Below are 20218 nucleotides of genomic sequence, written 5' to 3'. Positions count from 1 at the left end.
GGGGCCCCCTCCTTCGCGAGGGAGGGATTTCTCCCCACAAGAAGAGAAAAAAAAAACAAAAAAAAACGCCGGGAAACCAAAAAAAAAAAAAACCCCCCCCCCCCCCCCCCCCCCTCCCCCCCTCCCCCCGGCGCGGAGGGCGCCCCGGCCGGAGGACGGCCGGGGCGCCCTGCTGTGTGCCGGTCATGAGACCGCGCACCCACGGGCCGGGGTCGGGCCGATGTCGAGGGCGGCACAGCGCCAGCGGGAGTCGGCGCCCAGCTCCAGCCGGAAGGCCAGCGCCCGCAGCCGTTCGCCCGCCGCGATCCTGGCGAAGGCCTCGATGACGCCGCGGCGCGGCCGGCACAGCCCGCAGTCACGCACCGTGGGGGCCGGACCGCGCCGGCCGGGCCCGATAGCGGGCCGCAGCGGTGCCTGCGGGGCGAGCTCCGCCAGCCGGTCGTAGGCGGCGGGCAGCGCATGCCCCAGCAGGGCGTGTACCGGGCGCTGCCCGCTGAGCGCGAGCACCAGCTGCTGGGCGAACCAGTGGTGCGGCCGGCTCTCGTGGGCCCGTTGCCGGGCGCCGGCGGTCGGCAGGGGGGCACCGGCCGCGTCGACGGGGGTGCCGGTGCGGAGACGGCGGCTCTCGGCGGCGGCCGCCGCGGTGGGGTGGGCGAGGCGTGGCGTGGTCCGGGCGGGGCCACGGCCGGCGGTGCCGGGGCCGCGGCCGCCCCAGCCGCCTCGGTCGGCGGTGCCGGGGCGTCCGGACGATCCGGCACCGCGCCCGGACGCCCCCGGGCCGCTGCCTGCCGGGCCGAGGGGGCGGCGGTCGGCGGGAGACCGTCGCGGCCGGGGAACGGCCGGGAGCGTGCCCGGGGCGACGGCGGTACGGGGGCGCGGGCCGCGGCCGGCCGTCGTGCCGTCGGGTCCGCCTGTCGTTCCGTCGGGTGCCAGGGGTGCCGGCGGCGTGGCGCGCCGGGTGGGGCGCCCCGTGGCGGCGGGAGGGGTGACGCGCCCCGCGGCGGTACCGGCGGCGCCGGCGGTGGGTGTGAGGGGTGCCGTGATGGGTGCCGTGGTGGGTGCCGTGGTGTGGTCAGTTCCGGTCATGCTCGTGATCGCCCCCGTGGTGCCGGGCCCGTGAATTACTGGGCGGTAGCTTTTTGTGGTGGGGATCTTCTATCGGCGCGGCCGGGACGGCAGCAAGGCGCGGACGGGCCGGAATCAGGGGTGCGCAGAGTTCACCCGTCCGTGGCGCGGGCCCGGGATCAAGCCGTGGGAGCCGGGCGGTGCAGGGGCCCCGGGCGGGCGACGCGGGGGCCCCGGGGGCGGCACGATGGGGGACGCACGCCCGTATGCTGGCGGGACAATCTTCGGAGTCGAGTGAATCGAGCGGAAGCGGCTGCCATGCGCGTCTACGTCCCCCTGACCCTCTCCGGTCTCGCAGAGGCGCACAAGAACGGTGAGCTGGGCCCCGGCCCCCTCGACGCGTACGCCGTCACCCCGGCGCTGCGCGAGTGGTACGTCTCGGACGACATCGAGGAGCTGGAGTACGCGGCGCTCGGCCGCGCCGCCCAGGCATCGCTGCGCCTGCTCGCCGGGCACCCCGAGGCCGCGCGGCGGCGGGTCGTGGTGGCCGTGGACGTGCCCGACGGCGCGGCGGTGGCCGACCCGGACCGCGGGCTCGACCAGTCGGCGCTGGGCGAGGTGCGGGTCGCCGGGCCGGTGCCGCTGTCGAAGGCCGCGGCGGTGCATGTGGACGCCGACGACGCGGAGGCGGACATCGCGGCGGCCGCGGCGGCGCTCGGCGCGGCGGACCAGGGCGATGACGACGCCCGGTTCACGGTGGACGGTGCCGAGGACCACGACCTGATGTGGTTCGGGGTGCAGGAGATCCCGCAGCTGCTCGGCTGAACGGCGGGACGCGGGCCGGTCCCGACGCGTTGTCGGTGGGTGCGGGTACTTTTTCTTCATGGGGAAGCGCACCGGCTCCGATCTGGGGGACCGCATGGGGAAACACGCCACGCACATCGTCTGGGACTGGAACGGCACGCTGTTCCACGACATCGACGCCGTCATCGGCGCGACGAACTCCGCCTTCGCCGAGATCGGCCTGGAGCCGATCACGCTGGAGACGTACCGGGAGCTGTACTGCGTACCCGTGCCGCGGTTCTACGAGCGGCTGATGGGGCGGCTGCCGACGGATGCGGAGTGGCTGGTGATGGACGAGGCGTTCCACCGCCACTACAGCACGCACCGGCTGGGCTGTGAGCTCGCCGAGGGGGTGCATGCGCTGCTGGAGGGGTGGCAGTCGGCCGGGCGCAGCCAGTCGATCCTCAGCATGTACGGGCACGACGAGCTGATACCGATCGTCCGCGACTTCGGGATCGAGTCGCGGTTCGTGCGGGTGGACGGCCGGACCGGGCCGTCCGGGGGCTCCAAGAGCGCGCACATGGTGCGGCATCTGGCGGCGATGGAGAGCGTCGATCCGGGCCGTACGGTCGTGATCGGTGACGCCGTGGACGACGCGGTGGCGGCGCAGGACGCGGGTGCGTACGCGGTGCTCTACACGGGCGGCTCGCACAGCCGAGGGAGCCTGGAGGCCGCCGGGGTGCCGGTGGTGGACACGCTCGCCGAGGCGGTCGGGCTGGCGGGAGAGATCGTCCTCTAGGGCGGAAGGCGCCCCGGGCCGTTGTGTGTCTCCTGGGCACGGCGTTCCCACACACCGGTCGTCCGGCGGTCCGCCGGGTACCCGGGCGCTGTGACGGCGTGCACACCGCACATCGGCGTTTCGTTGTCCAGAAGGTCTAAGTTCGGGCCGAGGATTTGTTCCCCCACGGCCCATGACGGCACCCACGTGGGGAGCGATAGCCTTGCACCGTGATCAGCGCGATAACCCGCGGGGGCATCGAGGCCCCTGCCGTGCGCCCGGGGCACCACCGTGACCGGGCGGTCGCTGGTCTTTGCGGCCACCTACCCATGTCGGCATTGTCAAAGATTGCCGATATCGGCACGGCCTTCTCTTCACGCGGCATAGCGTCGACAGCGACAGGACACCCCACGTCGCGGCGTTGTGCGGCTTCCACCACGTTCTTCCACAACGTCACGCAACGGCGCGCGACAGGAGCCAGAGGACATGCAGACCAAGCTGGACGAAGCCAAAACCGAGCTGCTCGCCAGGGCCGCCCGGGTCGTTGAAAGCAGCCAGACCGGGGGCAAGCACCCCGGACGCGGCCTCGACCCGGACACCCTTTCGGGATACCTCCAGCGCTACTACCTGCACACCGCCCCCGAGGACCTCACCGACCGTGACCCGGTCGATGTCGTCGGCGCCGCGCTCTCGCACTACCGCCTCGCGGAAATGCGCCCCCAGGGCACCGCGAACGTCCGGGTGCACACCCCGACCGTCGAGGAGAACGGCTGGACGTGCAGCCACTCCGTCGTCGAGGTCGTCACCGACGACATGCCGTTCCTGGTCGACTCGGTCACCAATGAGCTCTCCCGGCAGGGCCGCGGCATCCATGTCGTGATCCACCCGCAGGTGATCGTCCGCCGTGATGTGACCGGCAAGCTCATCGAGGTCTTCGACTCCAACTGCGACGCCCACGGCAAGACCGGCAAGGGCAAGGCCACCAAGCTGCCGCACGACGCGGTGACCGAGTCGTGGATCCATGTCGAGATGGACCGCGAGACCGACCGCGAGGATCTCCAGCAGATCACCGCCGATCTGCTGCGGGTGCTGTCCGACGTCCGTGAGGCCGTCGAGGACTGGGAGAAGATGCGGGCCGCCGCCGGCCGCATCGCCGAGGAGCTGCCCGCCGAGCCGGTCGCCGACGACCTGGGTGCCCGGGAGATCGAGGAGGCCCAGGAGCTGCTGCGGTGGCTGTCCGCGGACCACTTCACCTTCCTCGGCTACCGCGAGTACGAGCTGACCACCGCGCCCGGTGAGGGCGGCGTCGACGAGGATGTGCTGTCCGCGGTGCCCGGCACCGGTCTGGGCATACTGCGCGCCGACCCGCCGCACCGCGAGACCGCCGACGGCCACCCCGTCTCGCCGTCCTTCAACCGGCTGCCCGCCGACGCCCGCGCCAAGGCCCGTGAGCACAAGCTGCTCATCCTGACCAAGGCCAACAGCCGCGCCACCGTCCACCGCCCCTCCTACCTCGACTACGTCGGCGTCAAGAAGTTCGACGCCAAGGGCAATGTCGTCGGCGAGCGGCGCTTCCTGGGCCTGTTCTCCTCGGCCGCGTACACCGAGTCCGTGCGCCGGGTGCCGGTCATCCGCCGCAAGGTCGCCGAGGTCCTGGAAGGCGCGGGCTTCAGCCCCGACAGCCATGACGGCCGCGACCTGCTCCAGATCCTGGAGACGTACCCGCGCGACGAGCTGTTCCAGACGCCGGTCGACGAACTGCGGTCCATCGCCACCAGCGTCCTGTACCTGCAAGAGCGCCGCCGGCTGCGGCTCTACCTCCGCCAGGACGAGTACGGCCGCTACTACAGCGCGCTGGTCTACCTCCCGCGCGACCGCTACACCACCGGGGTGCGACTGCGCCTGATCGACATCCTCAAGGAGGAACTGGGCGGCACCAGCGTCGACTTCACCGCCTGGAACACCGAGTCGATCCTCTCCCGGCTGCACTTCGTCATCCGCGTCGAGCCCGGCGCCAGCCTGCCGGAGCTCACCGACGCCGATGCGGACCGCCTGGAGAGCCGGCTGGTGGAGGCCGCCCGCTCCTGGGCCGACGGCTTCTCCGAGGCGCTGAACGCCGAGGTCGGCGAGGAGCGCGCCGCCGAGCTGCTGCGCCGTTACGGCCATGCCTTCCCCGAGGGGTACAAGGCCGACAACAGCCCGCGCAGCGCCGTCGCCGACGTCCAGCACCTGGAGAAGCTCACCGGCGAGCCCGGCCACGACTTCTCCGTCAGCCTCTACGAGCCGGTCGACGCGGGCCCCGGCGAGCGCCGCTTCAAGATCTACCGCAGGGGCGAGCCGGTCTCGCTGTCCCGGGTGCTGCCCGGCCTGAACCGCCTGGGCGTCGAGGTCGTCGACGAGCGCCCGCACGAGCTGCGCTGCGCCGACGCCACCATCGCCTGGGTCTACGACTTCGGGCTGCGGATGCCCGAGCACATCAAGGGCGACGACGCCCGCGAGCGCTTCCAGGACGCGTTCACCGCGGTGTGGACCGGCGCCGCCGAGAGCGACGGCTTCAACACCCTGGTGCTGCGGGCCGGCCTCAACTGGCGCCAGGCGATGGTGCTGCGGGCCTACGCCAAGTACCTGCGGCAGGCCGGCTCGACCTTCAGCCAGACGTACATGGAGGACACCCTCTCCAACAACGTCCACACCACCCGGCTGCTGGTCTCCCTCTTCGAGGCACGGATGTCCCCCGACCGGCAGCGGGCCGGCACGGAGCTGACCGACGGGCTGCTGGAGGAACTGGACGGCGCGCTCGACCAGGTCGCCTCCCTGGACGAGGACCGGATCCTGCGGTCCTTCCTCACGGTCATCAAGGCGACGCTGCGCACCAACCACTACCAGAAGAACAGCCAGGGCCGGCCGCACTCCTACCTGTCCATGAAGCTGGACCCGCAGGCCATCCCCGACCTGCCCGCGCCCCGCCCGGCGTACGAGATCTGGGTGTACTCCCCGCAGGTCGAGGGCGTCCACCTGCGGTTCGGCAAGGTCGCGCGCGGCGGTCTGCGCTGGTCGGACCGCCGGGAGGACTTCCGTACGGAGATCCTCGGCCTGGTCAAGGCGCAGATGGTCAAGAACACCGTCATCGTGCCGGTCGGCGCGAAGGGCGGCTTCGTCGGCAAGCAGCTGCCGGACCCGTCGCAGGACCGCGACGCCTGGCTCGCCGAGGGCATCGCCTGCTACAAGACCTTCATCTCCGGTCTGCTGGACATCACCGACAACCTGGTCGGCGGCGAGGTCGAGCACCCCACGGACGTCGTCCGGCACGACGAGGACGACACCTACCTTGTCGTCGCCGCCGACAAGGGCACCGCCACCTTCTCCGACATCGCCAACGAGGTCGCCGAGTCGTACGGCTTCTGGCTGGGCGACGCCTTCGCCTCCGGCGGCAGCGCCGGCTACGACCACAAGGGCATGGGCATCACCGCCCGCGGCGCCTGGGAGTCGGTCAAGCGGCACTTCCGCGAGCTGGGCGTGGACACCCAGTCCGAGGACTTCACCGTCGTCGGCGTCGGCGACATGTCCGGTGACGTCTTCGGCAACGGCATGCTGCTCAGCGAGCACATCCGGCTGGTCGCCGCCTTCGACCACCGGCACATCTTCCTCGACCCGAACCCGGACGCGGCGACCTCGTACGCCGAGCGCCGCCGGCTCTTCGAGCTGCCCCGTTCCTCCTGGGCGGACTACAACACCGAGCTGCTCTCGCAGGGCGGCGGCATCCACCCGCGCTCGGCCAAGTCCATTCAGATCAACGCGCAGATCCGGGCCGCCCTCGGCATCGAGGCCGGGGTGAAGAAGATGACGCCCGCCGATCTGATGCAGGCCATCCTCAAGGCGCCGGTCGACCTGCTGTGGAACGGCGGCATCGGCACCTATGTGAAGTCCTCGGCGGAGTCCAACGCCGATGTGGGCGACAAGTCCAACGACGCCATCCGGGTCAACGGCGAGGACCTGCGGGTCAAGGTCGTCGGCGAGGGCGGCAACCTGGGCCTGACCCAGCTGGGCCGGATCGAGTTCGCCACCGCCGGCGGGAAGATCAACACCGATGCGATCGACAACAGCGCCGGTGTGGACACCTCCGACCACGAGGTGAACATCAAGATCCTGCTCAACTCCGTGGTCGCGGACGGCGACATGACGGTCAAGCAGCGCAACAAGCTGCTGGCCGAGATGACCGACGAGGTCGGCGCGCTGGTGCTGCGCAACAACTACGCGCAGAACACCGCGCTGGCGCTGGCCCTCGCCCAGTCCTCCAGCATGCTCAACGCCCAGCAGCGCTTCATGCGCCGGCTGGTGCGCGACGGTGATCTCGACCGGGCGCTGGAGTTCCTGCCCACCGACCGGCAGATCCGCGAGCGGCTGAACGCCGGCCGCGGGCTGACCCAGCCCGAGACCGCGGTGCTCCTCGCGTACACCAAGATCACGGTCTCCGAGGCGCTGATCCAGACCGGGCTGCCGGACGACGCCTACCTCCAGCGGCTGCTGCACGCCTACTTCCCCTCGGCGCTGCACGACCGGTTCCCCGAGCAGGTCGACGGGCATGCGCTGCGCCGCGAGATCGTCACCACGGTGCTGGTCAACGACACCGTCAACACCGGCGGTACGAGCTTCCTGCACCGCATGCGGGAGGAGACCGGCGCCTCCCTCGAAGAGGTCGTCCGGGCGCACACCGCGGCCCGCGCCATCTTCCGGCTCAACCAGGTCTGGGACGACGTCGAGGCGCTCGACAATGTCGTCGCGGCCGACGTCCAGACCCGGATCCGGCTGCACTCGCGGCGGCTGGTCGAGCGCGGCACCCGCTGGCTGCTCAACAACCGCCCGCAGCCGCTGGAGCTGTCGGAGACCATCGACTTCTTCGCGGACCGGGTCGCCCAGGTGTGGTCGGAGCTGCCGAAGCTGCTCCAGGGCGGCGACCTGGAATGGTTCCAGGCGATCCTGGAGGAGCTGACCGACGCGGGCGTGCCCGAGCAGCTGGCCGTCCAGGTGTCCGGCTTCTCCTCGGTCTTCCCGGCGCTGGACATCGTCGCCGTCGCCGACCGGCTGGACAAGGAGCCGCTGGATGTCGCCGAGGTCTACTACGACCTGGGTGACCGGCTGCGGATCAACCAGCTCCTCGACCGCATCCTGGAGCTGCCGCGCAACGACCGCTGGCAGTCGATGGCCCGCGCCTCGATCCGCGAGGACCTCTTCGCCGCCCATGCGGCGCTGACCTCGGACGTGCTGTCGGTGGGCAATGGCTCCTCGACGCCGGAGCAGCGGTTCAAGGCCTGGGAGCAGGCCAACGCGGCGATCCTCAGCCGCGCCCGCGCGACGCTGGAGGAGATCCACGGGTCGGAGGGCTTCGATCTGGCGAACCTGTCCGTGGCCATGCGGACGATGCGTACGCTGCTGCGCACGCACAACTGACGGAGCCGGGCCGCCGCGTGGCCCGGGTTCCGGTACGGCAGAGGGGCGCACCCGTCGCGGGTGCGCCCCTCCGTCATGTCCGGCGCGGCGTCAGCGGTGCGCCTCGTACGCCTTGACGACCTCCTCCGTCGGGCCGTCCATGATCAGCTCGCCGCGCTCCAGCCACAGGACGCGGTCACAGGTGTTGCGGATGGACTTGTTGTTGTGGCTGACGAGGAAGACCGTGCCGGCTTCCTTGCGCAGCTCGCGGATGCGGGCCTCGGAGCGCTTCTGGAAGCTGCGGTCACCGGTGGCCAGCGCCTCGTCGATCATCAGCACATCGTGGTCCTTGGCCGCGGCGATGGAGAACTTCAGCCGGGCCGACATGCCGGAGGAGTAGGTGCGCATCGGCAGCGAGATGAAGTCGCCCTTCTCGTTGATGCCGGAGAAGTCGACGATGCCGTCGTAGCGCTCCCGGACCTGTTCGCGGCTCATGCCCATCGCCAGCCCGCCGAGAAGGACGTTCTTCTCGCCGGTCAGATCGTTCATCAGGGCCGCGTTGACGCCCAGCAGCGAGGGCTGGCCGTGCGTGTAGACCTTGCCGCGCTCCGCCGGCAGCAGCCCGGCCACCGCCTTGAGCAGCGTCGACTTGCCCGAGCCGTTGGAACCGATCAGCCCGATCGACTCACCCCGGTACGCGGTGAAGGAGACACCCTTGACCGCGTGCACCTCACGCACGCCCGAAGACGGCTTGCGGCGCACGATGCGGTTGAGGGCCGCGGTGGCGCTGCCCTTGCCCGCACCCGTGCCGTAGACGCGGTAGACGATGTGCAGATCGTCCGCGATCACCGTCGGGACCCGCTCCGCGGCCGCCTCGGCCGGCCGGCCGCCGTTCTGCTGCTCAGCCACGTCCATACCGCTCCTCAGCCTTCCAGAAGTACACAAAGCCCACGACGCCCATCACCAGCGCCCAGCCCCCGGCGAGCGCCCAGACATGCGGTGGCAGCTGCTTCCCGACGAAGCTGTCGATCAGCGCGAACCGCATCAGGTCGATGTAGACGGCCGCCGGATTGAGGTCCAGGAGGAGCTGGACGACGGCGGGCACATGCTTGCCCGCGGTGACCGCGCTCATGCTGTACATGACGCCGGAGGCGTACATCCACGTCCGCATGATGAACGGCATCAGCTGCGCCAGGTCCGGGGTCTTCGAACCCAGCCGCGCCATCACCATCGCCAGCCCCGTGTTGAACACGAACTGGAGCACCAGCGCCGGCACGGCCAGCAGCCACGACCACGTCGGCAGCTGCCCGGACGCCAGCAGGATGACGATGAGGACGCCCATCGACATCAGCAGCTGCTGGAGCTGCATCAGACAGAACGAGATCGGCAGACAGGCCCGCGGGAAATGCAGCGCCCGCACCAGGCCGAGATTGCCGGAGATCGCCCGCGTACCGGCCATCACCGAGCTCTGCGTGAAGGTGAAGAGGAAGACACCGGTCACCAGGAACGGGATGTAGTCGTCCACATGGCTTTTGGTGCCGATCAGCAGACCGAAGATCAAGTAGTAGACCAGCGCATTGAGCAGCGGGGTCACCACCTGCCACAGCTGGCCCAGCTTCGCCTGGCTGTACTGCGCGGTGAGCTTGGCGCCGGCGAACGACCTGATGAAGTGCCGCCGCTGCCACAGCCGGCGGACGTACTGGGGCAGTGAGGGGCGGGCGCCGCTCACCGTGAGCCCATGGCGCTCGGCCAGGGCGCGCAGCTCCGGGTCGGGGGCCGCGCCGGGGGTGGAGGCCCCGGTGGGCGCCGGGGCCGGGGGAGCGAGGGTCTGGGGCATGGGGCCGCTTTCGCTTGCGTGACGGGGGAAGCGGAACGGAGCGCGACGACGGGACGGGTCCGTATCGTCGCGACGCCGACACTAAAGGGAGCTCGCGTCGAAACGCAACCGTAGCGTCGTAACGGTAGGCTCCAGCCATGGCACAAGACGGCAGCGGGAGCGAACCCGCGGCGGCGCGCCGGGCCCCGGCAGGCGCCGCCGTATTGCGCGAGGACAAGACCGAGGCGATCCGTGCCGCGGTCTTCGAGGAGCTGGCCGCGGCGGGCTTCGCCCGGATGTCGATCGAGGGCATCGCGCGGCGGGCGGGCGTCGGCAAGACCGCCGTCTACCGGCGGTGGCGCTCCAAGCTGCACCTCGTCCTGGACGTGGTCTCCGCGGTGGCCGCTGCGGGCATGCCGACGCCGGACACCGGGTCGCTGGCCGGCGACGTACGGATGCTGCTGGAGGTCGCGGCGCGGGCGCTGCGGCACCCGATGGCCTCGCAGATCATCCCGGACCTGCTGGCGGAGGCGTCCCGCAGTCCTGAACTCGCGCAGGCGCTGAAGGCGGCGCTGCACGACAGTCAGGAGGGCGTCGCGGCCGCGGTGGTGGCCCGGGCCGTGGAGCGCGGCGAACTGCCGCAGGACGTGGACGCCCGCCTCGCGCTGGACCTGCTGACCGGGCCGCTGTACTGGCGGCTCCTGGTCGCCCGCGACGAGCTCCCCAAGGGGTACCTCGACGCCCTGTCGTGCTCGGTGGTGGCGGCGCTCCGGGCGGAGTGAGGCGGGACGGCACCTAGGGCGGGGGCGAACGGATCCCGTAGGGGGTGCGCGGGCCCCCTGCGAGGCCACAACGGGTGGGGTGGGGCGGGTATTCCCGTGGGGCGGGTGGCGGATTGGCGCACGGCTGGGGCGGGTTCGCGCACGGCCCCGCCAGAATCCGGCCGGGGGGCAGTGCGCGCACCGACCGACCGGTCAGCCCGCCATCTCCACGTCTGACGCCCCCGAAGCCCCCAACACCCCCCGCACCCGCACCTCCCCGTCCGCCCCCCTCCGGGGAGCTGTCGGTGTGCACAGGCCGGCTGCCGCGGCCGCGGCGCGCGGGGTCGGGGCGATAGTGCGTTCCTCCTGGGGCAGCGGCTCGGGGGTTGTCTCCTGGCCGAGGAAGACCCGGCGGACCACGCGTTCGGCGGCGTGGCCGTCGTCCCAGGGGCAGAACCGGGCGCGGAACGCGGCGCGCAGTGCGGCGGCCCGGTCGTCGTCCCAGCGGCCGCTGCGGAACGCCTCGATCAGCTCGCCCTCCGTGGTGGCGAGCACGCCGGGGGTGTCGCCGGGCAGGCCCGAGAGCAGGTCGAAGGTGACGCCGCGGGAGCGGACGTAAGTGTCCCAGTCGTCGGCGTAGTTGATGATCGGCCGGTCGAGGTTGGCGTAGTCGAACATGATCGACGAATAGTCGGTGACCAGGGCGTCGGCGGCCAGGCACAGCTCCTCGACGACCGGGTGGCCGGACACGTCGATCAGCGCACCGCGCTCCTGCAGCGTCTGGAGGCCGGGGTCGCGGTCGTAGAAGTAGTGGGTGCGCACCAGCAGGACGAAGTCCTCGCCCAGCGCGCGGGAGATCCGCTCCAGGTCGAGCCGCGGGACATAGCCGACCTGGTAGTCGCGCATCGTCGGCGCGTACAGCACGGCCGTCCTGCCGGGGGCGATGCCGAGGCGTTCGCGGATGTCCAGGACGTCCTGGGCGGTGGCCCGGTAGTAGACGTCGTTACGGGGGTAACCGGCGTCCACCGAAGCGAAGTCGCAGGGGTAGACGCGTTCCCACTGCTCGGTGGTGTGCCGGTTGGCGGAGAGCGAGAAGTCCCAGCGGTCGGCGCGGGCCAGCAGCTTGCGGAAGCTCATGCCCTTGGCGGCGGCCGGGTAGCGCTTCTGGTCGGTGCCCATCGACTTCAGCGGGGTGCCGTGGTGGGTCTGGAGGTGGACCTGGCCCTCGCGCTTGACCACGTTGTCGGCGAAGTTGACGTTGTTGACGAGGTACTTGGCGCGGGCCACCACCTCCCAGTAGCGAGGTGAGTTCAGCACGACGTGGTCGATGCCGGCCGGGACCGCCCCGGCGAGCTGCTTCTTGACGACCCAGACGCCGTGCACGTCCGGCGCCAGCTCCTTGGCCTTCTCGTAGACCGCCAGCGGGTTGCAGGCCGGCAGCCGGTTCCAGTACGCGGAGTAGACCGCGAGGTTCTCGTCCAGCGGCTGCCGCAGCAGCGCCCGGTAACGCAGGTCCATGGCCTTGCGCTTGGCCTGCCTGATCCGCTTGCCGGCGTGCTTGCGCACCGCGCGCTGCACTGTGCCCGCGGCCTTCAGACCGGCCAGCGCCGGGTAGGCGTCCCTGGCGAGCAGCGCGTACTTGCCGCCGGTCACCCCGCCGGGGCGGACGAAGCCGGCCGGGCGCCGCAGGCGGTAGTCGCGGGCGGCGCGGTGGAAGAACTCGGCCCGGGCGGGGCGCGGCAGCCGGCCCGGCTTGTCCAGGACGGTCAGATAGTGGTCGGTCATCTTGCGGAACATGTGCGGGCGCCAGTGCGCCAGTTCGGGGTGCGCGTCCAGGTAGCCGAAGACCCGGGCGTACTGGTCGAAGACGTCGAAGTGCTTGCGGCTGGTGGTGCGCAGGATGTTGCCGCCCTGCCGGCGCTGGCGGTAGTGCAGACAGACCCGGTCGAGGACCGCGATCCGCGGTGCGGTGATCAGCGTGCAGAACGTCCAGGGGGCGTCCTCGTAGTAGCCCGGCGGGAAGGTGAAGCCGTGCTCCTCGATGAAGTCGCGGCGGTAGGCCTTGTTCCACACGATCTGGAGCAGATCGAGGAGTTGGGGCCGTTCGGAGAGCGGGAAGGACGACGGTGCGCCGGACTCGTCGAGCAGGGCGGACAGGGTGTTGCGGCGGGTGGTGCCGTCCCAGTACGTCCGGGCGTAGTCGAAGACCAGGATCTCGGGGTGCGCGGTGGCGGCCAGCCGTTCGGCGAGGGCACCGAGCGCGCCGGGCACGAGGGTGTCATCGCTGTCGAGGAAGAGCAGGTAGTCGCCGCGCGCCCGCTCCAGACCGGCGTTGCGGGCGGGGCCCAGGCCGGCGTTCTCCGGGAGGTGCAGGACCCGGACCCGGTCGTCGTGCGCGGCGTACTCGTCCAGGATGGCGCCGCTGCCGTCGGGCGAGCAGTCGTCGACGGCGAGCAGCTCGAAGTCGGGGAAATCCTGCTCCAGCACCGAGTCCAGGCATGCGCGCAGAAAGCCCCGCACCCGGAACACGGGCACGATGATGCTGAAGCGGGGTCCGGCGTCGGGGCCTGTCTCGGACATGTGGTGCTACTCCTCGTGGCGCGCTGTGCGGAACACAAAAAGGCCCGAAGGGGCCTCCTGTGGTGTCAGCTTTCTGACCACTGTTCACCCGAAAAGGTTGTTGCTCGTTCATCGAAAATTTCTGTGCTGCTCATCACAGATCTCGTCAAGTGATGAATTTTCGGGCGGTGTCCCCGTTGAGGCGCCGATGCCGTCCGGGGCACCGGGGCGCGGAAAGGTGAGCGGATGCGCAACCTCCGGGGGGCGGACCGCCTCTAGGGGAGTGGCGGGCCCGGAGCCACCGGCCGTCCGCCGCCACGATCGGCGAACGTTCACCCCGCGTTATATGTCTGAGGAGTCCCCTCTGCCCCGCCGGGGCGCCGGGCGGTCCGGGGGACTGCCGAAAGAACGGAGGCACGGTGCCCGTCCCTGAAGACCCCGCGGCCGAGGTCCCCACCGGACCCGGCGCCCCGGCGCCGACCGTCTCCGTGATCGTGCCGGTGCACAACACCCGGCGCTACCTCGACCGCAGCCTCGGCTCCGTCTTCGCCCAGACGCTGGACCGGCGCCACATCGAGGTGATCGCGGTCGACGACGGCTCGACCGACGGCAGCGCCGAGTGGCTGGCCGAACAGGCCCGCCGCCACCCCCATCTGACGGTGCTGCGCCAGGACGCCTCCGGCGGCGCCGGCAAGCCGCGCAACGCCGGGCTGGCCCGCGCCACCGGCGACTACGTCTTCTTCCTCGACTCCGACGACCGCCTCGACCCCGAGGCGCTGTTCTGGCTCACCCGGACGGCCCAGAAGTGCCGCTCGGACATCGTCTACGGCCGGATCGCCGGCGCCGACGGCCGCGCCGCCCCCGTCGACCTGCGCACCACCAGCGAACGGGTCTCCGTCTTCGACTCCCCCGTCTACTGGTCCCTGGCCGCCTACAAACTCTTCCGCCGGTCCTTCGTCGAACACCACCGGCTGCGCTTCGTCGAGGGCCGGCTGCTCGCCGAGGACCTGCCGTTCGGCATCACCGCCCTGCTGCGCGCCGACGTCGTCTCCGTCTTCGCCGACCGCACCTGCTACTACCTGCACGGACGCGAGGACAACAGCAACGCCAGCCGCCAGGACACCGATTGGTGCGAATACCTCGGCTACATCGGCACCGTCCTCGACCAGGTCGCCGCCGAGGTCCCGCCCGGCGCCGACCGCGACAAGCTGATGGTCCGGCACTTCCACGGCGAGATACTCATGCCCTTCGGGGCCCCCTACCTCGCCCGCGACCCGGCGGGCCGCACCGCGATGGCGGCCGCCGCCCGCCCGCTCGTGGAGCGCCACCTCACCGACCGGGTACTGACCGCCCTGCCGCCTGGCCTCCGGCTGCGCGCCCACTGCCTGCGCGCCGGACTCGACGACGAGCTGACCGCCGTCGTCCGCGCCGACACCGGAACCCGCCCGGACCCGCCGCGGCTCGACGACGACGGCCGCGTCTACGCCGGCTACCCGTACTTCCGCGACCCCGAGCGCGCCCTCCCCGACGCCTGCTACGACCTCACCGACCGCGTGGTGCTGCGCCAGCGGCTGCTCCGGCAGCACTGGGCGGGCGGCGTCCTGCATCTGCGGGGCACCGCCACCCTCCCGGGTCTCGGCGGCGACAGCGTCGAGATCCTGCTGCGCCGCAACGGCACCACCCACCGCCTCCCCGCCCGGTACGCGGACGGGGCCTGGCGGGCCGCCGTCGACCCGGCGACCGCGGCGGACGGCGGACCGCTGCCCGACGGCGTCTGGGGCCTCAAGATCGCGGTCACCGCGTACGGCCCGGGCGGCGCCGCGGGGCCCGCCCTCCGCCGCGAGGCCTGGCTGGTCCCGGACGGCGACGGCCAGCAGGAGAGCGACCCCGGCTTCGTGCCGCGGATCGTCGGCCGGGGCCCGGCCGGCCCGGCCGTCGCCGCGCTCTTCCGCTCCCGGCCGCACGGCCATCTGAACCTCGACCTGGACCCCGACGGGGCGCGCCGGCCCCTCGGCGGCGATCTGCGCGGCACCGCGGACCGCACCCGCTCCGGCCGCGCCACCGTCACCGCCCAGCTCACCCTCCCCGGCTGCCCCGTGGACGCCGCACTGCGGCTGGTCCTCCACGACGCGGCCCGCACGGTGGCGCTGCGCACCACGGTCGAGCGGGCCGCCGGCGACCGCTACACCGTGCGCGCCCGGCTGCGCGGCGGCCCGCCGGGCACCTGGCGGGTGGCGCTGCGGGTGACCGCGGGCCCGTTCCGCCGCGAGCTGCCGGTCCATACGGCCGGCCGCGGGGACGACGGGGCCGCGGCACTGACCCTCACCGTGCCCGGTGGCGGCCTCGGGGCGGGCCTCCTGCGCCGGGCGGGCCGTCTGCGCCGGACGCGGCTCTTGCGCCGGGCGCGCCGCTGACGCCCCCGTACGCCCCCGCTTCCGCCCCGCGGCCGTCAACACCCGGCCCCGCGAGCCCCTTTCGGTCATAGCCGAATGCCGTTGCCCGGCCCGCCCCCGCTGCCACAGGCTGACCGACTATCAGGCACCGGCCACGGTGCCACCGCGAGCGAGGGGCTCGCGGGCCGTATGACAGGGGGAACAGATATGTCCGTCATCAAGCGAGCCGGCATAGCGGCCGCGGCCGTCGCGGCGCTGGTCGTCCCGGCCGGCACGGTCGTCGCCACCGCCGGACCCGCCGCCGCCCAGGCCGCCACCACCCAGGGATGCCCCTACGGCGCGGTCTGCATCTACCCGCAGAACGCCGGCTGGAACGGCGGCCACCCGTCGCACTTCTACTACAGCTACGGGGCCCACAACCTCAGCAACATGGTCGGGGTGCACCGCATCTACAACAACCAGTCCGGGGGCGCGACCATGCGGACCTGCACCGGCTACAACGGCACCGGCTGCCAGGGCTACCTGCCGGCCAACAACTACATCGACAAGGACATGACGCCGATCAACTCGATCACCCTCCAGCCGTAGCCGTGCGGCACCCCTGAGAGGCGCCGGGGCCGGGTCTCCCACCGGGAGGCCCGGCCCCGCACACCGTGCGGCGGACGGCAAGCGGGCGCACCCTGGTAACAGCGGTTCCGGAGGTGATCGTCATGTTGCAGACCGCTGTCGGATGGCATGTCGAGCTGGAATTCGAGGAGGACAACCACCGCACTCGCGCCGCCGCCCTGGTACGGCTCCCCGACGGGACCGAGGTGCGCGGCCACGGGTACGCCAGCCGCCACCCCGTCGACGCCAACCAGCCACGAGTCGGCGAAGAGGTCGCGGGAGCCAGAGCGCTCAACGAACTGGCGATGAAACTGCTGACCAAGGCACACGACGAGATCGACGAGGCGTCCGGCCGGACGTCCCACCCGCTGACCTGAGCGGCACCCGCCGCACCCCGCCCACCGGCCCGGCGCGCGCAGTAGGGTGCCCGTCCGTGACCGAACCGGACTTCCTGCAGACCACCCGGGCGTTCTACGACGCTGTCGCCACCGACTACGACGCGCACTTCCGCGATCACCTCGCGGCCAGACCGATGGACCGGGCGGTGCTCGCCGGGTTCGCCGAACTCGTGCGGGCCGCCGACGCCGGCCCGGTCGCCGACCTCGGCTGCGGGCCCGGCCGGGTGACGGCCCACCTCGCCGGCCTGGGCCTGCCCGTCTTCGGCGTCGATCTGTCACCGCAGATGGTGGCGCTGGCCCGGCGGCTACATCCGCAGCTCCGGTTCGAGACGGGCTCGATGACCGGCCTGGAGCTGCCGGACGGTGCCCTCGGCGGCATCGTGGCCTGGTATTCGATCATCCACACCCCCGAGGAGCGGCTGCCGGAGCTGTTCGCCGCGTTCCACCGGCTGCTGGCCCCGGGCGGCATGCTGCTGCTCGCCTTCCAGGTCGGGGACGAGCCGCTGCACGTGGCGCAGCCGTTCGGCCACCCCGTGGCGCTCGACTTCCGGCGGCGCCGGCCGGACCGGATCGCCGGAATGCTGGCCGCCGCCGGCCTGGAGGTACGGACCCAGCTGCTGCGGGAGCCGGACGAGGAGCTGGGGGAGTCCACCCGGCAGGCCGCTCTCCTGGCCCGCAAACCGGCCGGGGCCTGAGGCCCGCCGCCCCACCGGACGCCCCCCCCCGCACGACGCGGCCGCCGGTACCGCTGAGCACGGTGCCGGCGGCCGTCCGCGGGGTACGCGGCCCGCTCAGGCCTGCGGGTGGTGGTAGCGCCAGCCCTCCCAGGCCGAGGTGATCATGTCGCGGACGTCGTGCCGGGCCTTCCAGCCCAGCTCGTCGGCGATCCGGTCGCCGGCCGCCACCACCCGGGCCGGGTCGCCCGCCCGGCGCGGGGTGACCTCGGCGGTGACGCCCTGATGCCCGGTGATCTCGGCGATCAGATCGACCATCTCGCGCACCGACACCCCCTCGCCCCGCCCGATGTTCAGCGTCAGATCGCGCACCGGCCCCGGCTCGGCGAGCTTCCGGGCGGCCGCCACATGGGCCTCAGCGAGATCGGCGACATGGATGTAGTCGCGGATGCAGGTGCCGTCCGGCGTGTCGTAGTCATCGCCGAAGATGCGCGGCGCGGCGCCCGCGGTGAGCCGCTCGAAGACCATCGGGACGATGTTGAAGACCCCGGTGTCGGCCAGCTCCGGCGTGGCCGCCCCGGCGACGTTGAAGTAGCGCAGGCAGGCGGTGCTGATGCCGTGCGCCCGCCCCGCCGCCCGGGCCATCCACTCGCCGACCAGCTTGGTCTCGCCGTACGGATTGATCGGCGTGCACGGCGTGTCCTCGGTGACCAGCTCGACATCCGGCATGCCGTAGACGGCGGCCGAGGAGGAGAACACCAGCCGGCCGACGCCGCCCGCGGCCATCGCCTCCAGCAGCGTCTGGAGACCGTGCACATTCTCCCGGTAGTAGAGCAGCGGCATCTCGACGGACTCGCCGACCTGCTTCTTGGCCGCCAGGTGGATGACATCGGTGATGCCGTGCTCGGCGAAGGTGGTGTCGAGCAGCTCACGGTTGAGCGTGGAGCCGACGACCACCGGGACGTCCTCCGGGATCCGGGCGGACACGCCCGCCGTCAGATCGTCGAGCACGACGACCGTCTCGCCCGCCTGGCGCAGGGCCCGTACGACATGGGAGCCGATGTAGCCGGCACCACCCGTGATCAAGTAAGACATGGCATCAATCCTAGGCTCGGGGACGAAGCGGAGGGGGAGGGGTCCGGGACGGTCAGCTCCGCAGCCGCCGGGCGGCGATCCGCCAGACGCTGCGCAGCCCCGACGCGACCCGCAGCGACAGCGCGCCGCCGGTCGTCGCGTACGGCTGCACCAGCAGCAGGACATGGCGGCGGCTGGGCAGCACCCGGCGGCGCAGCCCCGGACCGATGGCCCGCAGCGCGGCCCGGAAACCGGCCCCGTCCGCGCAGCTGACCCGCGCCATCAGATCCCACGGCTCGGGGTCGGCACGGTGCGCGCCGTCCCGTTCGACCAGCGCACCGAGATCCAGCACGATCTCGGCGGTCCAGCAGGCCTCCGAGCCGCCGGAAGCCGGAGCCGGGGTGAGCGCGGCGGTGTGCACCGGGCCGCGCCGGTCGTCCCGGCGGCGCCGCAGCTCGATGTCGATGCTCTCCGGCCCGGCCGCGGCCAGCCGCCCGTACAGATCGTGCACCCGCAGCCGCAGCACACCGGGGCTGCTGACGGCCGGCTCCGCGTCTATGGTCACCGGCAGCCGGTGCATCGGCTTGGTGCCGATCGCGTCCAGCTCCACCTCGGGCAGGTCCCCGGACCACACCGCGCGGCCGCCGGCCTCCGCGTACGGCGGCAGCAGCCGGCCGGGCCGCGCCGCCAGCTGCGTCAGCCGCCCCAGGTCCCGCGGGGCCGGCGAGGCCAGCACCACCCGGGCCAGCCAGCGCGCCGGGGCCCGCGCCGCCCGCAGATCGGGCTCGTCGAAACCGGCCAGATACTCCCGGGTCAGCCGCCACCACTCGGCGCGGTAGTCGGCGCCGCGGGTGTGCAGCTCCCGGACGTACATCCGCAGATCGTGGTCGAGGAACTTGGTGCGCGCGGCATGCGCCAGCGCCTTGTGCCCGGCCTCCTGGAAGATCTGCACACTGGCCCGGTGCGCCGCGATCCGCGCCTGCCAGTTGGCGACGTCCGCGCGGTCCAGCGAGATCGACTGCCGGGCCGCGGAACGGCGTACATGCCAGATGTAGACCCGGTCGGGGAGGGTGGCGATCCGCGGGGCGGCGGCCAGCACCCGCGCGGTGAACACGAAGTCCTCGTAGGTGAAACGGCCCTCGGGGAAGGTGATCGCGTGCTTGTCGAGAAAAGCCCGCTCGTAGAGCTTGTTGACGCACAAGGTGTCCCGGACCAGCTGCGGGCTGGCGTCGGGCGAGTCGTGGACGGCCGGCTCGCGGTAGAGGCCGGGCTGCCAGGGGACATCGCGGTGCGCCGGCAGCTCACGGCGGACACAGGCCCCGGCCACGACCGGGGCGTCATGCTCCAGCGCGGCGGCCAGCAGCGCGCGGGCCGCGCCCGGCGGCAGCACATCGTCGCTGTCGAGGAACATCACGAACCGCCCGGTGGCGGCGCGCAGTCCGTCATTGCGGGGGGTGCCGCAGCCGCCGCTGTTCTCGTCGCGGTGGATGACCGTCAGCCGCGGCTCGGTACGGGCGAGGGCGTCCAGGGCGGCGCCGGTGCCGTCGGTGGACGCGTCGTTCACCGCGATCACTTCGGTGACCGTTTCGCCGGGCTTCCCCTGCGCGAGGGCGGAGCGCACCGCCTCGCCGACATGGCCGACATCGTTGAAGGCGATGACGACGATGCTGACCTGCGCGGATGGCGTGATGGTGGGCCCCGGCAGTGGCTCAAGGGCTTCTTTCACAGTCACTGAAATCTACATTTCGTGTCGACAGCATCTCTTGGCGCGAGCGGGAATTCCGAACCCATTTCCGATGATTCAGAGGGTGAAATCCGTCGCACGGTTGCACCCGTCGCTCCGCTTTTCCGCCCTCTTGCCGTTTCTGCCGGGCGGGAGCCGGG

At 72.1% G+C, this 20218-nt stretch carries 14 protein-coding genes; 8 read left to right on the top strand and 6 right to left on the bottom strand.

What is annotated here, in order from left to right; genetic code table 11:
- Positions 1 to 183: 183 nt before the first annotated feature.
- A complete protein-coding gene (locus tag ACZ4XD_RS22880) occupies positions 184 to 1086 on the bottom strand; it encodes an Rv3235 family protein (RefSeq protein ID WP_468044786.1) in 903 nt (300 codons plus the stop codon).
- 297 nt (positions 1087 to 1383) lie between these two features.
- On the opposite strand from ACZ4XD_RS22880, the gene ACZ4XD_RS22875 reads away from it, so the two are divergent.
- The 3 genes from ACZ4XD_RS22875 to ACZ4XD_RS22865 all read left to right on the top strand — a co-directional run bounded on the left by ACZ4XD_RS22875 (position 1384) and on the right by ACZ4XD_RS22865 (position 8074).
- Positions 1384 to 1890 carry a DUF6912 family protein gene (locus tag ACZ4XD_RS22875; protein WP_398835436.1) on the top strand — a complete coding sequence of 169 codons (507 nt, stop codon included), beginning with the start codon at positions 1384 to 1386 and terminating at the stop codon, positions 1888 to 1890.
- A gap of 94 nt (positions 1891 to 1984) precedes the next feature.
- Positions 1985 to 2647 (top strand): HAD family hydrolase, encoded by a 663-nt coding sequence (locus ACZ4XD_RS22870; protein WP_423613670.1) that lies wholly within the window; start codon positions 1985 to 1987, stop codon positions 2645 to 2647.
- Positions 2648 to 3112: 465 nt separating this feature from the next.
- Complete coding sequence (locus ACZ4XD_RS22865) at positions 3113 to 8074, top strand: NAD-glutamate dehydrogenase (RefSeq protein WP_468044784.1); 4962 nt, start codon at positions 3113 to 3115, stop codon at positions 8072 to 8074.
- A gap of 90 nt (positions 8075 to 8164) precedes the next feature.
- Here the strand turns inward: ACZ4XD_RS22865 and ACZ4XD_RS22860 are convergent, their stop codons facing one another.
- Together ACZ4XD_RS22860 and ACZ4XD_RS22855 are read right to left on the bottom strand one after the other, a co-directional pair.
- Entirely contained in the window at positions 8165 to 8968 is an 804-nt protein-coding gene (locus ACZ4XD_RS22860; RefSeq protein WP_468044782.1) for an ABC transporter ATP-binding protein, read from the bottom strand.
- Positions 8955 to 9890: an ABC transporter permease gene (locus ACZ4XD_RS22855; protein ID WP_468044780.1), complete on the bottom strand. Its 936-nt coding sequence runs from the start codon at positions 9888 to 9890 to the stop codon at positions 8955 to 8957. Before ACZ4XD_RS22855 ends, ACZ4XD_RS22860 begins: the two co-directional genes overlap by 14 nt.
- Before the next feature lie 137 nt (positions 9891 to 10027).
- Here ACZ4XD_RS22855 and ACZ4XD_RS22850 point away from each other — a divergent pair, with 137 nt between their 5' ends.
- Positions 10028 to 10651: a TetR/AcrR family transcriptional regulator gene (locus tag ACZ4XD_RS22850; RefSeq protein WP_468044778.1), complete on the top strand. Its 624-nt coding sequence runs from the start codon at positions 10028 to 10030 to the stop codon at positions 10649 to 10651.
- A gap of 192 nt (positions 10652 to 10843) precedes the next feature.
- On the opposite strand, the gene ACZ4XD_RS22845 is transcribed toward ACZ4XD_RS22850, so the two are convergent.
- Positions 10844 to 13210, bottom strand: coding sequence for a bifunctional glycosyltransferase/CDP-glycerol:glycerophosphate glycerophosphotransferase (locus ACZ4XD_RS22845; protein ID WP_468044776.1), 2367 nt, complete (start codon positions 13208 to 13210; stop codon positions 10844 to 10846).
- Positions 13211 to 13608: 398 nt separating this feature from the next.
- On the opposite strand from ACZ4XD_RS22845, the gene ACZ4XD_RS22840 reads away from it, so the two are divergent.
- The 4 genes from ACZ4XD_RS22840 (at position 13609) to ACZ4XD_RS22825 (ending at position 17281) form a co-directional block, all read left to right on the top strand.
- Positions 13609 to 15603 (top strand): glycosyltransferase family 2 protein, encoded by a 1995-nt coding sequence (locus ACZ4XD_RS22840; protein WP_468044774.1) that lies wholly within the window; start codon positions 13609 to 13611, stop codon positions 15601 to 15603.
- Between the two features lie 186 nt (positions 15604 to 15789).
- Positions 15790 to 16170, top strand: a complete 381-nt coding sequence (locus ACZ4XD_RS22835; RefSeq protein ID WP_468044772.1) for a hypothetical protein — start codon at positions 15790 to 15792, stop codon at positions 16168 to 16170.
- 122 nt (positions 16171 to 16292) lie between these two features.
- The gene (locus ACZ4XD_RS22830; RefSeq protein ID WP_468044770.1) at positions 16293 to 16565 is read left to right on the top strand and encodes a DUF1876 domain-containing protein; all 273 of its coding nucleotides are present in this window, start codon (positions 16293 to 16295) and stop codon (positions 16563 to 16565) included.
- Positions 16566 to 16621: 56 nt separating this feature from the next.
- A complete protein-coding gene (locus ACZ4XD_RS22825) occupies positions 16622 to 17281 on the top strand; it encodes a class I SAM-dependent DNA methyltransferase (RefSeq protein WP_468044768.1) in 660 nt (219 codons plus the stop codon).
- Between the two features lie 96 nt (positions 17282 to 17377).
- Here ACZ4XD_RS22825 and galE read toward each other — a convergent pair whose 3' ends face one another.
- Entirely contained in the window at positions 17378 to 18355 is a 978-nt protein-coding gene (gene galE / locus ACZ4XD_RS22820; protein ID WP_468044766.1) for a UDP-glucose 4-epimerase GalE, read from the bottom strand.
- 52 nt (positions 18356 to 18407) lie between these two features.
- On the bottom strand, positions 18408 to 20060 hold the full coding sequence (locus ACZ4XD_RS22815) for a glycosyltransferase family 2 protein (protein ID WP_468044790.1): 1653 nt from the start codon (positions 20058 to 20060) through the stop codon (positions 18408 to 18410).
- Between the last annotated feature and the right edge of the window lie 158 nt (positions 20061 to 20218).

It is taken from the genome of Streptomyces sp. NPDC029466 (assembly GCF_055574515.1).
Note: the sequence above shows the minus strand (reverse complement) of the source record. Positions and strands in the feature narration are given on the sequence as shown.

Coding starts and splice junctions, on each gene's coding strand:
- ACZ4XD_RS22880 (WP_468044786.1), bottom strand. CDS start 1,086: ATGACCGGAACTGACCACACCACGGCACCCACCACGGCACCCATCACG.
- ACZ4XD_RS22875 (WP_398835436.1), top strand. CDS start 1,384: ATGCGCGTCTACGTCCCCCTGACCCTCTCCGGTCTCGCAGAGGCGCAC.
- ACZ4XD_RS22870 (WP_423613670.1), top strand. CDS start 1,985: ATGGGGAAACACGCCACGCACATCGTCTGGGACTGGAACGGCACGCTG.
- ACZ4XD_RS22865 (WP_468044784.1), top strand. CDS start 3,113: ATGCAGACCAAGCTGGACGAAGCCAAAACCGAGCTGCTCGCCAGGGCC.
- ACZ4XD_RS22860 (WP_468044782.1), bottom strand. CDS start 8,968: ATGGACGTGGCTGAGCAGCAGAACGGCGGCCGGCCGGCCGAGGCGGCC.
- ACZ4XD_RS22855 (WP_468044780.1), bottom strand. CDS start 9,890: ATGCCCCAGACCCTCGCTCCCCCGGCCCCGGCGCCCACCGGGGCCTCC.
- ACZ4XD_RS22850 (WP_468044778.1), top strand. CDS start 10,028: ATGGCACAAGACGGCAGCGGGAGCGAACCCGCGGCGGCGCGCCGGGCC.
- ACZ4XD_RS22845 (WP_468044776.1), bottom strand. CDS start 13,210: ATGTCCGAGACAGGCCCCGACGCCGGACCCCGCTTCAGCATCATCGTG.
- ACZ4XD_RS22835 (WP_468044772.1), top strand. CDS start 15,790: ATGTCCGTCATCAAGCGAGCCGGCATAGCGGCCGCGGCCGTCGCGGCG.
- ACZ4XD_RS22830 (WP_468044770.1), top strand. CDS start 16,293: ATGTTGCAGACCGCTGTCGGATGGCATGTCGAGCTGGAATTCGAGGAG.
- galE (WP_468044766.1), bottom strand. CDS start 18,355: ATGTCTTACTTGATCACGGGTGGTGCCGGCTACATCGGCTCCCATGTC.